Below are 12359 nucleotides of genomic sequence, written 5' to 3' on the forward strand. Positions count from 1 at the left end.
CTGTCCGAAAGCTTCGCTTCACGCTGCGCGCGAGCGGGACACCGCAGACGACAGATCATGAAACAGGGTCATCACGAGCGGGCGGCGGTCGAGATTATAGGTCTCGACCTCGCGCGCCTGCTGTCCAAGCTTTTCCCATACCTCCGCCAGCGGTGCAAGGCGCGCCGGTTGCGCCGCAGCATGCGCGTGGAGGTGGTCGGAGATCCAGCCCTGTATGGTCTCGATCATCACCGCGAAGTCGCGCTCGCCCGCCTTGCCGGCGACATCCTCGGCCAGCGCCATCAGGGCGGTGAGGTCGATCTGCGGCAGGGCATCGAGCCGCGCCCTCACCGCCTCGACCAGCGCCAGCGTCTCGGGATCGACATAGGTCAGCGCGCGCCGCACCGAGCCTTCCGACAGGCTCGCCGCCCGGCGCAGAGCCGAGTCGTCGAAGGGCATCTCCATGCGTTCCAGCGCCAGCCGGCCGGCCTCCGCGACATCGGGCTCGGCGAGCGGATCGAAGGTCAGCAGCCGGCAGCGCGAGCGGATCGTCGGCAGCATCCGTCCCGGCGCATGGGCAACGATCAGGAACAGCGCCCGCGGCGGCGGCTCCTCCAGGAGCTTGAGCAAGGCGTTGGCGGCGGAACGCTCCATATCCTCGGCCGAGTCGACGATGCAAACGCGCCAGCCGCCCTCGGCCGCGCTCGATCCGAAGCGATCGATCACGCGCCGGATCGAATCGACCGGGATATTGCTGGTGTAGCTCTTGCCATCCGGCTTCGGAATGCGGCGCAGCACATGCAGGTCGGGATGGGACTGCGCCATCACCCGCCGCGTCGCCGGGTCGTGCTCAGGCATCGAGAGATCGGCGCCGCTGGCAGCCCTCGCCTGCGGATCGCCAGAGGCGAGCAGGAAACGCGCGGCGCGATAGGCGAAGCTCGCCTTGCCGATGCCCTCCGGCCCGCCGAGCAGCCAGGCATGGTGCATGCGGCCCGACGCCAGCGCATCGAGGAAGGTGCGCTCACGCGCTGCATGGCCGATCAGGCCAAGCGTCTCGCGTGGATGCGGGGCGCTCGGCAGCCGGTCGGGTTCGTCGCTGGTCGCTAGCATCAGGTGTCCGGGTCGATGGGCAGGCGCTCGCGCAGGATATGCCACGCCGCCTCGGCAAGCGCCTCGGGCGGCAGCGTCGCATCGAGCACGGCGCAGCGCTGCGGTTCGGCGCTCGCGATATCGAGATAGGCTTGGCGCAGATTGCGATGGAAGGCCAGCGTCTCGCCCTCGAAACGGTCGATCGCCTCGCCCGGCCGGCGGCGCTTGGCGGCACGAGCCAATCCGACCTCGGGATCGAGGTCGAGGATCAGCGTCAGCTCGGGCATCAGACCCGAGATCGTCACGACCTCCAGCTCGGCCAACACGGCCTTGTCGAGCTTGCCGAGCACGCCCTGATAGACCCGCGTCGAATCGATGAAGCGGTCGCAGATCACCCATTCGCCGCGGTCCAACGCCGGGCGGATCAGGCTGTCGATATGGTCGATCCGGGCGGCCGAGAAGAGCAGCGCCTCGGCGAAGGAACCGTAATCCCGCGCCTGGCCCGCCAGGATCATCTCGCGGATCGCCTCGGCCTTCGGGGAGCCACCGGGCTCGCGAGTCGTCCGGGCTGTGACGCCGGCCGCATCGAGCCGTTCGCTCAGCGCGCGCGCCAGCGTCGACTTGCCGGCGCCCTCCCCGCCTTCGAGCGTGATGAAATGTCCCTTGCCCATGACGGCCTGCTCAGCTCCGGCTCAGCGCCTTGCGAACCCAGCCGGTCGTGGCCTCGAACAACGCATCCAGCGCCCGGCTCTGCAAGGTGCCGGCCTGCACGCTCTCGGCCGCGTAGAGCGGAATGTCCAGCGTCTTGATGTCGCCGCGCGTCACCACGAGCCGCGCCACCTCCGCCCCTTCCTGGACGGGCACGGCAAGCGGGCCGCGATAGACGATCCGAGCCGCGAGCCGCTCCGTGCCGCCCCGCGGCAGCAGCAGGCTGACCGCGCCCTTGCTCCGAAGCGCGACCCGGCCTTTTGCACCGCCATAGACGCTGGCTTCGCCCACCGTCTCGCCGGCGGCGAAGATCTCGCGCCGCTCGAAAGCGCGAAAGCCCCATTCGAGCAGCTTGCGGGCCTCCGTCGCCCGGTCGCGCCCGGTCTTCAGGCCGTTGACCACCACGATCAAGCGCTGGCCGTTCTGCACGGCGGAGCCAACGAGGCCAAAGCCGGATTCATCGATATTGCCGGTCTTCAGCCCATCCGCGCCGATATCCATCGCCAGCAGCGGATTGCGGTTCTGCTGGCGGATCTTGTTCCAGGTGAACTCGCGCTGGCCGAAGATCCTGTAGAGCTCGGGGTAGGTCTTGATGATGTGGTCGGCGAGCAAAGCGAGCTCGCGCGCCGTCACCCGCTGCTGCGGATCGGGCATGCCGGTGGCATTGCGGAAGACGGATTTCGTCAGGCCGAGCCCCCTCACCCGCTCGGTCATGATCCGGGCGAAGGTCGCCTCGTCGCCGGCGATGGCCTCGGCCAGCGCGATCGAGGCATCGTTGCCGGACTGGACGATGATGCCCTGCAGGATATCGGAGAGCTTGATCCGGCTGTTGATGATGGCGAACATCGCCGAGCCGCCGGAGGGAGCACCGCCCTTGCGCCAGGCGTTCTCGGAAATGCCGATCTCACTGTCGAGCGAGAGCCGGCCGGCGCTGAGCTCCTGGAAGGCGACGAGCACCGTCGCGAGCTTGGCCATGCTCGCCGGCACCATCAGTTCGTCGGCCGCCTTCTCGTAGAGCACCGCGCCGGTATCCGAATCGAGCAGGACGGCGAAGGGCGCCTGCGACTGGAAGTTCTGGGCCAGGGCGGCAGGGCCTGACGAGAGCAGTCCAAAGGCCAGAACAAGGCCGGCAGCAAACCGGCGGGCCATCCGGAGCGGCGCGGCAATCCTTGGCTGACGGCAAAAGGCGCTCATGCCTCGATGTGAAGCAGAGCGCCCGCCATCAGGTCAAGCTGGGGATCAGTTCCGCGCCAGCGGCTGCAGGGTCTGCGGCGCGAGCCTGTTGAGCGGATGGGTCTTGGCGAGGCGCTCGCCCGCGCCCTTCTCCGGCGCAGCGAACAGGCTCGCCACGCTGGCTCGCGTCGGCGGCAAGGTGGCGCGCAGGGCGGCCGGAACCACGACGGGCTTTGCCGCGTTGGCAATGGTGTCGAGATCGAACGGCCGGCTGGGCGGCAGCGGCGCGGCGCGCAGAGGCGCTTCGTCGACCGGCGTGGAGACGGCCGAGGCCAGGGTCGCGACGACCGGCGTCGAGGGCGTGATCGTCCGCGGCTGCTGCGGAGCATAGGCCTGCACGACGGGCGGCAGGGCGGCAGGAGCCGGCTCCGGCTCGGCGGCCGGCTGCGCGTCGAGATCGACGCTGCGGGTGCGCGTGGTGGGCACAGGATCGGCGCTCGCGACCATCGTCCGCGCACTGGTGCCCGGGATCGGCGCGGGCGAGCCATCGGTGCGCAGCGTCGCCAGGAGAAGCTTGTCGTCGGAGCCGGCGAGCGAGGCCTGGCCCAGATATTCCATCTTGATCCGCGCCGTGCCGAGATGGCGGAAAGCGAGCGCGTCGGCGGTCTTCTGGGAGACGTCCATCATCCGGCCGCCATGAAAGGGGCCGCGATCATTGACGCGCACGATGATCGAGCGATTGTTCATCAGATTGGTGACGCGGGCATAGGCCGGCAGCGGCATGGTCGGATGCGCGGCCGAGACGCTGAAACGGTCATAGACCTCGCCATTGGCGGTGCGACGGCCATGGAATGCCTCGCCATACCAGGAGGCGGTACCGATCTGCGAATAGCCCACCGGTTTCTGGAAGGGCGTGTAGCGCTTGCCGGCGACCGAATAGGCCTTGCCGACGAGCTGGCGTCCGCCGCCCTTCGGCACGTCCTCGCCTTCGGCGACCACGCGCGGACTGGCCGTACCGTATTTCGCATGCGAAAAGGCGCCGATCTCCTTGGAGCGGCGCCCGGCCGTCTGGTTGCCGGCGCAGTTTGCGGCGAACAAGCCGGCAAGGATGACACATCCGAGGCGGGCGGCCGTAGGAGCAGAGGAGAGCGTCGGCATCGACCTGGACATCGTGGAGGCGGTCTCCCGGGTCGAAAAGCGAGCGTCTCGTGTCATACCGCCAGTTCCGCCTTCTGCGCCAAAAACAAGTCTGCCGACTCGCCGCCATAGGCGGAGGAGCCGAGTCTTCGGCCAATTCCATTAAGGGATCGTTAAGTCGCTAAAATCCGCTGGAAAGCGGACCGCTGAACAGGCCATCCCTGCGCCGTCGGATGGCCACAGAAACGTTCGAAAAGTGACGCATGTCAACCCGAGGCGATCGCCGCCGCCATTTTTCTGTGCAGCGTGACCGACAGGACACGCTCTGGAGCCGGTCCGGATCTCGCATGGAACCGAGCGGTCAGAGGGCCTGGCAGCCCGCATCCGCCGGCCTTCCGGGGTATCATCCCTCGAATCCTTCATTCCCATCTTCCACTTGCAAATCCTCTCACCGGGCGGCATTGAACGGCCGCACGGAAGGGTGGCCGAGTGGTTTAAGGCAGCGGTCTTGAAAACCGCCGTGGGTGCAAGCCCACCGTGGGTTCGAATCCCACCCCTTCCGCCAGCACGCCGCCGAACCGATATCGTCGTTCCAGGCGCTCGCGGCGCGAGAACTCTGCAAGCTGCCAAACCATGATCGCCCGCTCCGCCATGGCGGGCGCGGTTTCATGCGGCCGGCCGGGACGGTGCGGCCTCTTCATGCGGATGCCTAGTTCAGGGCGACGATCAGGAACGTCGACAAGATCACCGCCGACAGGGCGAAGACCGAAAACAGGATGGCCTGGAAGATGCCAGAGCCGAATGCGGCGCCGGCAATCGCCGCAGCGACCCCGGCCAGAATCAGAACGGCCAGTATCGCTTTGTTTCGCGTTGCTTCGGACAAAGTCATGATGTGCCCCCTTTGGTCGAGGGAGATGTAGCGGCCCGGCCGGAAGCGTCTTTGCGCTGGAGCAAGGACAGAGATGATCTTCGAACGATCGTCGAGGACGCCCGGTGCAGCGATCGGGGATTGGAACACCTGCCCTGAGGCGGACATGGCGCGACGCGAGCGAATAGGGCTGCGCCCCGCGAGGCGAAATGCGCTAGCGTCTCCTCTTTCTGGATCGACCGGGCAGGACGACATTGAACAGCCGTCAGATCGAAGTCTTCGCCGCGGTCATGAAAGCGGGAACCGTCTCGCGGGCGGCAGAGATTCTCGGCGTCACGCAGCCCGGTGTCAGTCGCCTGGTCGCCGAGCTCGAGCGATCGCTGGGCTTCGCCTTGTTCGACCGGGTGCGCAATCGCGTCGTGCCGACGCCGGAAGGAAGGACCTTCTTTGCGGAGGTCGAGGCCAATTTCCGCGGCATGGACCGGCTGCGTGCGAGCGCCGCCCGGATCCGCGACTATGGGGCGGGGCAATTGCGCGTCGCCACGCTGTCGGCGCTGAGTTCGTCGATCATCCCCGGCGCCGTGCGGCGCTTCCGCGCGCTGCGGCCGGACGCGACCGTCACGCTGATGGTGCTGCCGTCGCGCGACGTCCGGGACGGCGTGGCGGCCGGCATCTTCGATATCGGCCTCGCCGCCGATGAGATCGACGTGACCGGGGTCGTCCATCAGGCCTTCGTCCAGCCGCGCGCGCTCTGTGCCATCCCGCTGGGCCATCCCCTCGCCGAGCGCGAGACGATCGGCCCGCATGATCTCTCCGGCGTCGATTTCGTCGCCTATGTCCCGGAGGATCGCGCCCGGCAGCGCTTCGACATGATCCTGTCCGAGGCCGGCGCCGCGCCGCCCCGCGTCGTGGTCGAGACGATCTACGCCGCGACCGTCTGCGCGCTGGTGGCGGAGGGGGTGGGCGTGGGGCTGGTCAGCCCCTATGCCATCGCAGGCCATGACCAGAGCCAGATCGTGCTGCGGCCGTTCGAACCGCCCGTGCAGAGCCGCAGCTTCCTGATCCTGCCGCCGGACCGGCCGAAATCCGAGCTGGTGCGCGACTTCATCGGCTGCCTCATGGAAGCGCGCTGAGATCATAACATCCCGGCATCGAGCCATGCCTCGGCACAAATTGTAAGGCGGCCCTCCCCGGCTATCCTTCCCCGGAAACGCGCCTGAGACGCGATTGCGAGGGACAACGATGAATTCGACCATGAAGCGGGCTGCCGGGCCTGCAGGCGACGATGCGTGCGCTGAGGCGCGGCCTCCCCGCATGAACGCACCAGGCTCTTCCTCAGCCAGATCCTCCACTGTGCAGCCCCATCGTTCCCGACCGGAGACCGCCATGACCGCCACCTCGCGCCGCCATCTTCCCCTCCTCCTCCTCGCCGGTGCGCTCACGGTGCTTTCCGGCTTCGCAGGACCGGGCGCGTCGCAGGCACAGGCCCAATCCTCCGAATGGGCTGGCAAGAAGCTCGTCGTCGGCATCCATAACCGCACGCCCTGGGCCTATCGCGACAAGGACAGCAAGGTCGTCGGCATCCATCCCGACGTGATCCGCGCGGTCTTCGCGCCGCTCGGCGTCAAGGATTTCGAGTTCGTCGTCTCCGATTTCGGGGCGATGATCCCGGGCCTGCTCGCCGGCCGCTTCGACATCATCGCGTCCGGCGTCGCGATCACCCCGCCGCGCTGCGAGCAGGTGCTATTCAGCGAGCCGGATGTCGCGGTGGGCGACAGCCTGCTGGTCAAGAAGGGCAACCCGCTCAAGCTGCATTCCTACGAGGACATCGCGAAGAACCCGAAAGTGCGTCTCGCCGGCGGCCGCGGCTCTGAGAACACCAAGAATGCGATCGCGGCGGGCGTGCCGGAATCGCAGATCTCGCTGTTCCCGAACAACGAGGCCGCCGTCAGCGCCATCCTCGCCGATCGTGCCGATGTCACGACCCTGTCGGTCCCCAGCGCGATCGGCGTGATCGACGAGCAGAAGGTCGAGGGCATCGAGCGCGCCGTGCCGTTCAAGGGCTTGATCAAGCCGAACGGCCAGCCGGCCAAGCTCTACACCGGCACGGTCTTCCCGAAGGGCAGCGCCAAGCTTCGCGACGCCTACAATGCCCAGCTCGCCAAGCTGCGTGCCAGCGGCGGCCTCAAGCCGATCATGGAGAAATACAACTTCACCGCCGACGAGGATGCCGGCCAGGTCACCACGGCTCAGATCTGCACCGGCAACGGCTGAGCGGCGCAGGCAGCGCCATGAGCTTTCTCGAAGTCCTCTCGGGCATCTTCCAGGGGCTGAACGTCACACTGACGGTGACGGTGCTCGGCATGCTCTATGCCGTGCCCTTCGCCTTCGCCGCCGGCATCGCCCAGCATAGCTGGCGTGGCCTCGCCTATGGCGCGATTACCTCGGTGATCGAGTTCTGGCGTTCGACCTCGGTCGTCATCCTGCTCTACGGCTTCTACTACACGCTGCCCTCCTTCGGCCTGCGGCTCTCGGGGATCACCGTCGGCTCGATGGTGCTCGGCCTGCATATCGGCGCCTATGGCAGCCAGGCCGTGCGCGGCGCCCTGCAGTCGGTCGACAAGGGCCAGAGCGAGGCCGGGCGCTCGCTCGGCCTGCGCGGCTGGCAGATCCTGATGCTGATAGAACTGCCGCAGGCGCTGCTCGCGATGGTCCCGACCTTCATCAACCAGTTCATCCAGCTGGTGAAAGGCACGGCCCTGGTCTCGCTGGTGACGCTGACCGACATGACCTTCCGCGCCAAGGAGATCTCGCAGCTCTTCTACGATCCGCCGAAGGTCTATTTCGCGCTGCTCGTGGCCTATTTCATCCTATGCTACCCCGCGACGATCATCGGCCGCTGGGTCGAGCGCAAGGTCGGCGCCGGACGGAAGCTCGACCATGCTGTTTGACGCGGGCTTTGCCCTCACGCTCGTGCCGAAGATCGCCGGCGCGCTCTGGACCTCGATCCTGGTCGCGCTGCTGAGCTGCATCGGGGCGTCGCTGCTCGGCTTCGGCCTCGAGATCGCGCGGCGCAGCAACCGCGTGATGCGCTATGCGATGCGCTTCCTGATCGACTTCATCCGCTCGACGCCGCTGCTCGTGCAGCTCTACTTCTTCTACTTCGTGCTGCCGTCCTACGGCATCAAGCTGCCGGCGCTCGCCATCGGCGTCATTGCGATCAGCATCTATTACAGCGGCTATCTCGCCGAGGTCTTCAAGGCCGGCATCGACGGCGTGAAGCCGGGCCAGTTCGAGGCGGCGCGCGCGCTCGGCCTGAAGCGGTTGCAGACCGTCATCCTGGTGATCGCGCCGCAGATGCTGCGCAATATCGCGGCCCCGATGGGCAACTACTTCATCGGCATCTTCAAATCGACGCCCTACCTCGCCGCCATCGCCGTCTACGAAGCCTTCGGCGCGGCGCTCGACATCGCCTCCGACACCTTCCGCTACACCGAGCCGATGGTGGTCGTCGGCGCGATCTTCCTCGCCATCGCCCTCGTGCTCGCCTGGCTCGTCAGGCGGCTGGAGGAGCACCTGCTGCTCTCCGCGAAACGCTGATTCCTGCAGACGGACCGATCATGGATACGACACTTCTTCCGCGGCTGACCGAGTGGCGCCGCCATCTCCACGCTCATCCCGAACTCTCGGAGCAAGAGACGAAAACCTCTGCCTTCCTCCAGGACCGCCTGCGCGAATTGGGCATCCCCTTCGAGGCCGGCATCGGCGGCGCCGGTATCGTGGCGACGCTGTCACGGCCGGGCTCCAACCGGTCGGTCGGCCTGCGTGGCGATATCGATGCCTTGCCGATCGCGGAGCGCAATGACGTGCCCTATGCCTCGCTGAATCCAGGCGCGATGCATGCCTGCGGCCATGACGGTCACGCGGTCGCCCTGCTGGGCGCAGCCGCGATGCTCGCAGCCGATCCCGACTGGAAAGGCACGATCCAGTTCATCTTCCAGCCGGCGGAGGAGAACGGCGCCGGCGCCAGGGCGATGATCGCCGACGGGCTGTTCGAGCGCTTCCCGATGGAGCGTGTCTTCGCCTTCCATAACTGGCCGGGGCTCGAGGCCGGCACCGTCGCCGTCCATGACGGGCCGGTAATGGCAGCGGGCGGGCGCTGGCAGGTGACGCTGCACGGGCTCGCCGGCCACGCCGCGATCCCGCACCAGACACGGGACCCGATCCTGGCCTCGGCGCATCTGATCATGGGTCTTCACACCATCATCTCGCGCAATGTCGATCCCTGCGATGCCGTCGTGCTCTCGATCGGCCAGATTCAGGGCGGCGTCGTCAGCAACCAGATCCCGGAGAGCGTCACGCTCGTCGGCACGTTGCGCACCTATCGGCAGGAGGTGCGTGAGGCCGTCATCAAGCGCATGGAAAACCTGATCGCCGGCACCTGCGAAGCCTACGGCATGCGCGCCGATGTCGAGATCCTCTCCACCGGCCGGTCGATCATCAACACCCCGGCCGAGGTGAAGCTCGCGGTCGCGGCCGGCGAGGCGATCGGCGCGAAGGTCCGCACCGACCTTCGCCCCAGCACCACCGGCGACGATTTCTCCTTCCTGATCAAGGACAAGCTCGGCGCCTATGTCTGGATCGGCAACGGCCCGGCGGGACCGGATGGCGAGCTTCACAACGCCCGCTACGACTTCAACGACGCCATCCTGCCCACCGCGATCGACTGGATGCACGAGGTCGCCCGGCGCGCCCTGCAGGACGACGTCCCCACCCCATAACATCCCGGCATCATGCGATGCCCTGGGGCCGATTGCGGCCTGTTTTCGAAGCTTTGAGTATCAGCCCGACAAGGGAACCCGACATGCACGACCAGACCATTTGCGTTCATCATCCGGCCGTCGACGAGGAGGGCTATGCCTCGCTTGCCGTGCCGACGCACCGCGCCTCGACCATCGTCTACCCGGACGGCGCGAGCTTCATGGCCCGCAAATATCGCGGCTTCGACGGCTATACCTATGGCCTGCACGGCACCCCGACGACCCGTACGCTGGAAGCGCAGTTGACGGCCCTGCACGACGGCGTGCGCACCGTGCTCGTGCCATCCGGACAGGCGGCCGTGACCACCGTCATGCTCTCCGTGCTGATGCCCGGCGACAAGGTGCTGATCCCCGATCATGCCTATCCGCCGGTCCGCAGCTTCTGCACCGAGTATCTGGCGCCGCGCGGCATCGCCCATGGCTTCTACGATCCCCTGATCGGAGCGGGCATCGCCGAGCTCATCGACGAAACCGTCAAGCTGGTCTGGGTCGAGTCGCCCGGCTCCAATACGATGGAGGTGCAGGACGTGCCCGCCATCGTGGCGGCCGCCAAGGCGAAGGGCGCCCTTGTCGGCTGCGACAACACCTGGGCGACGCCGCTGATCTTCAAGCCGCTGGTCCACGGCGCCGATTTCGCCTGCGAGGCGCTGACCAAATATGTCGGCGGCCATTCCGACCTCCTGCTCGGCTCCATCACCGTCAAGGACATCGCGCTGCGCCAGAAGATGAAGGAGATCCTGCGCGGCTTCGGCATCGGCGTCTCGCCGGACGAATGCCAGCTCGCGCTGCGCGGCATCGAGACCATGGGCCTGCGCGTCGCCCATATGGGCAGGGTCTCCGAGGATTTCGCCCGCCGGCTCGTCGATCATCCCATGGTCGAGCGCGTGCTGCATCCGGCCCTGCCCTCCTGCCCGGGCCACGCCATTTGGAAGCGCGACATGGGGCGTTCCTCCGGCCTCTTCAGCCTCGTGCTGAAGCCCGTCGACGACGAGGCCATGAGCGCGGCGTTGAGCGCGTTGCGCGTCTTCGCCATCGGCGCCTCCTGGGGCGGCACGCGCAGCCTCGTCGCACCGCAGACGATCGCGCAGGACCGGAGCGCGACCGCCTGGACCGCGAAAGGCCCATTGCTGCGCATCAGCATCGGGCTCGAAGAACCGGACGAGCTCTGGGCCGATCTGAGCCGCCTGCTGTCGGTGCTCGGGCGGGCGCCTGCGAACAAGGCCGCCTGACAGGCGGGAAACGTAAGGCCGCAATGACGACACGGCGCGAGGCTCGCGCCGTGAAGGGAGAATTTTGCCCGCAGACAGCTTCTCAACCACAAAAACGAAGGGGACATACCATGAAGACGGTTCTGACCGGACTGGGCGCCCTCGCGGCAGCCTGTCTCGCCGTGGCACCTGCCGACGCGGACACGCTCAAGGCCATCCGCGACCGCGGCAAGATCATCTGCGGCACCAGTACCGGCGTCGCCGGCTTCTCCACCCAGGATGCCAATGGCCGCTGGCAGGGCTTCGATATCGACATCTGCCGTGCGCTGGCGGTCGCGATCTTCAACGACACGGAGAAGGCTGCCTTCGTGCCGCTGACCTCGAAGGACCGCCTGATCGCCCTGCAAGCCGGCGAGGTCGACGTGCTGCCGCGCACGACGACATGGACATTGGCGCGCAATACCGGCCAGGGCGTCACCTTCACCGGGGTGAACTATTACGACGGCCAGGGCTTCATGGTGCCGAAGAAGCTCGGCGTCACCAGCGCAAGCAAGCTCGACGGCGCCTCAATCTGTGTCGCGCAGGGCACGACGAGCGAACTCAATCTCGCCGACTACTTCCGCCGAACGAAGATGAAATACGAGGTCGCGGCCTTCGGCACGGCGGAGGATGCCCTGAAAGCCTATGAATCCGGGCGCTGCGACGCCTACACGACCGACGTATCGGCGCTTTCGGCCAATCTGCTCAAGTTCCGCGACCCGAGCGAGCATCTCGTGCTGCCCGAAGTCATCTCGAAGGAGCCGCTGGGTCCCTGGGTGCGCAGCGGCGACGATACCTGGTTCAACCTCGTGCGCTGGACCTTGTACGTGCTGATCAATGCCGAGGAGCTCGGCGTGACCAAGGCCAACGTCAAGGAGCTGGCGGAAACCTCGGCCAATCCTGAAATCCGTCGCTTCCTCGGCAAGGACGGAAACTACGGCGAAGGCCTCGGCGTGACCAATGACTGGGCGGTGCGGATCGTGGCCGCGATCGGCAATTACGGCGAAAGCTTCGAGCGCAATCTCGGCATGAGCTCGCCCATGAAGCTCCAGCGCGGCCCCAATGCGCTCTGGACCGAGGGCGGACTGCAATACTCGCCCCCGTTCCGGTGAGGCGTTCGCGACAGTCCTTGCCGGACCCTAGCCTGCCCGCAGCCACGTCCTCGCGGGCAGCGGGCCGAACCGCTGTCACCCGGCTCCAGCGCCTCCTCCGCACCCACCAGCTCGAACGGCGATACGCTTTGCCGGCATTGCCGGCATGCTCGGTCCATTCGACGACTGGACGCCCGGGCCCGGCCATGCATTGCTGGCGCGCCAATGAAAACACGGCATTCAACGC

12 protein-coding genes and 1 tRNA gene are annotated in these 12359 nt (G+C 67.1%); 8 read left to right on the plus strand and 5 right to left on the minus strand.

Going from position 1 to position 12359, the window contains the following annotated elements; translation table 11 throughout:
• Nucleotides 1-18: 18 nt before the first annotated feature.
• The 4 genes from FHT98_RS24335 to FHT98_RS24350 form a co-directional block, all read right to left on the minus strand.
• On the minus strand, nucleotides 19-1089 hold the full coding sequence (locus tag FHT98_RS24335; protein ID WP_142115574.1) for a DNA polymerase III subunit delta': 1071 nt from the start codon (nucleotides 1087-1089) through the stop codon (nucleotides 19-21).
• Nucleotides 1089-1739, minus strand: coding sequence for a dTMP kinase (gene tmk / locus FHT98_RS24340; protein ID WP_142115575.1), 651 nt, complete (start codon nucleotides 1737-1739; stop codon nucleotides 1089-1091). The genes FHT98_RS24335 and tmk overlap by 1 nt, the downstream gene beginning before the upstream one ends.
• A 10-nt stretch (nucleotides 1740-1749) precedes the next feature.
• Nucleotides 1750-2925 carry a D-alanyl-D-alanine carboxypeptidase family protein gene (locus FHT98_RS24345; protein WP_142115576.1) on the minus strand — a complete coding sequence of 392 codons (1176 nt, stop codon included), beginning with the start codon at nucleotides 2923-2925 and terminating at the stop codon, nucleotides 1750-1752.
• Nucleotides 2926-3015: 90 nt separating this feature from the next.
• Nucleotides 3016-4119 carry a septal ring lytic transglycosylase RlpA family protein gene (locus FHT98_RS24350; protein ID WP_142115577.1) on the minus strand — a complete coding sequence of 368 codons (1104 nt, stop codon included), beginning with the start codon at nucleotides 4117-4119 and terminating at the stop codon, nucleotides 3016-3018.
• Nucleotides 4120-4561: 442 nt separating this feature from the next.
• Between FHT98_RS24350 and FHT98_RS24355 the strand changes: the two genes are divergently transcribed.
• A tRNA-Ser gene (locus tag FHT98_RS24355) sits at nucleotides 4562-4651 on the plus strand.
• Nucleotides 4652-4795: 144 nt separating this feature from the next.
• On the opposite strand, the gene FHT98_RS24360 is transcribed toward FHT98_RS24355, so the two are convergent.
• On the minus strand, nucleotides 4796-4975 hold the full coding sequence (locus FHT98_RS24360; protein ID WP_142115578.1) for a hypothetical protein: 180 nt from the start codon (nucleotides 4973-4975) through the stop codon (nucleotides 4796-4798).
• Nucleotides 4976-5208: 233 nt separating this feature from the next.
• Here FHT98_RS24360 and FHT98_RS24365 point away from each other — a divergent pair, with 233 nt between their 5' ends.
• The 7 genes from FHT98_RS24365 (at nucleotide 5209) to FHT98_RS24395 (ending at nucleotide 12133) form a co-directional block, all read left to right on the plus strand.
• On the plus strand, nucleotides 5209-6087 hold the full coding sequence (locus FHT98_RS24365; protein ID WP_142115579.1) for a LysR substrate-binding domain-containing protein: 879 nt from the start codon (nucleotides 5209-5211) through the stop codon (nucleotides 6085-6087).
• Between the two features lie 253 nt (nucleotides 6088-6340).
• Nucleotides 6341-7228, plus strand: coding sequence for an ectoine/hydroxyectoine ABC transporter substrate-binding protein EhuB (ehuB, locus tag FHT98_RS24370; RefSeq protein ID WP_142115580.1), 888 nt, complete (start codon nucleotides 6341-6343; stop codon nucleotides 7226-7228).
• Between the two features lie 17 nt (nucleotides 7229-7245).
• On the plus strand, nucleotides 7246-7905 hold the full coding sequence (locus tag FHT98_RS24375; RefSeq protein WP_142115581.1) for an amino acid ABC transporter permease: 660 nt from the start codon (nucleotides 7246-7248) through the stop codon (nucleotides 7903-7905).
• Nucleotides 7895-8554 (plus strand): ectoine/hydroxyectoine ABC transporter permease subunit EhuD, encoded by a 660-nt coding sequence (gene ehuD, locus FHT98_RS24380; RefSeq protein ID WP_142115582.1) that lies wholly within the window; start codon nucleotides 7895-7897, stop codon nucleotides 8552-8554. Before FHT98_RS24375 ends, ehuD begins: the two co-directional genes overlap by 11 nt.
• Before the next feature lie 20 nt (nucleotides 8555-8574).
• On the plus strand, nucleotides 8575-9735 hold the full coding sequence (locus tag FHT98_RS24385) for an amidohydrolase (RefSeq protein ID WP_142115583.1): 1161 nt from the start codon (nucleotides 8575-8577) through the stop codon (nucleotides 9733-9735).
• 83 nt (nucleotides 9736-9818) lie between these two features.
• Complete coding sequence (locus FHT98_RS24390; RefSeq protein ID WP_142115584.1) at nucleotides 9819-11003, plus strand: trans-sulfuration enzyme family protein; 1185 nt, start codon at nucleotides 9819-9821, stop codon at nucleotides 11001-11003.
• 110 nt (nucleotides 11004-11113) lie between these two features.
• Nucleotides 11114-12133 (plus strand): amino acid ABC transporter substrate-binding protein, encoded by a 1020-nt coding sequence (locus FHT98_RS24395; RefSeq protein ID WP_142115585.1) that lies wholly within the window; start codon nucleotides 11114-11116, stop codon nucleotides 12131-12133.
• Nucleotides 12134-12359: the final 226 nt, after the last annotated feature.

It is taken from the genome of Allobosea sp. AK1 (assembly GCF_006714945.1).
GTDB classification, from domain to species: Bacteria; Pseudomonadota; Alphaproteobacteria; order Rhizobiales; family Beijerinckiaceae; genus Allobosea; species Allobosea robiniae.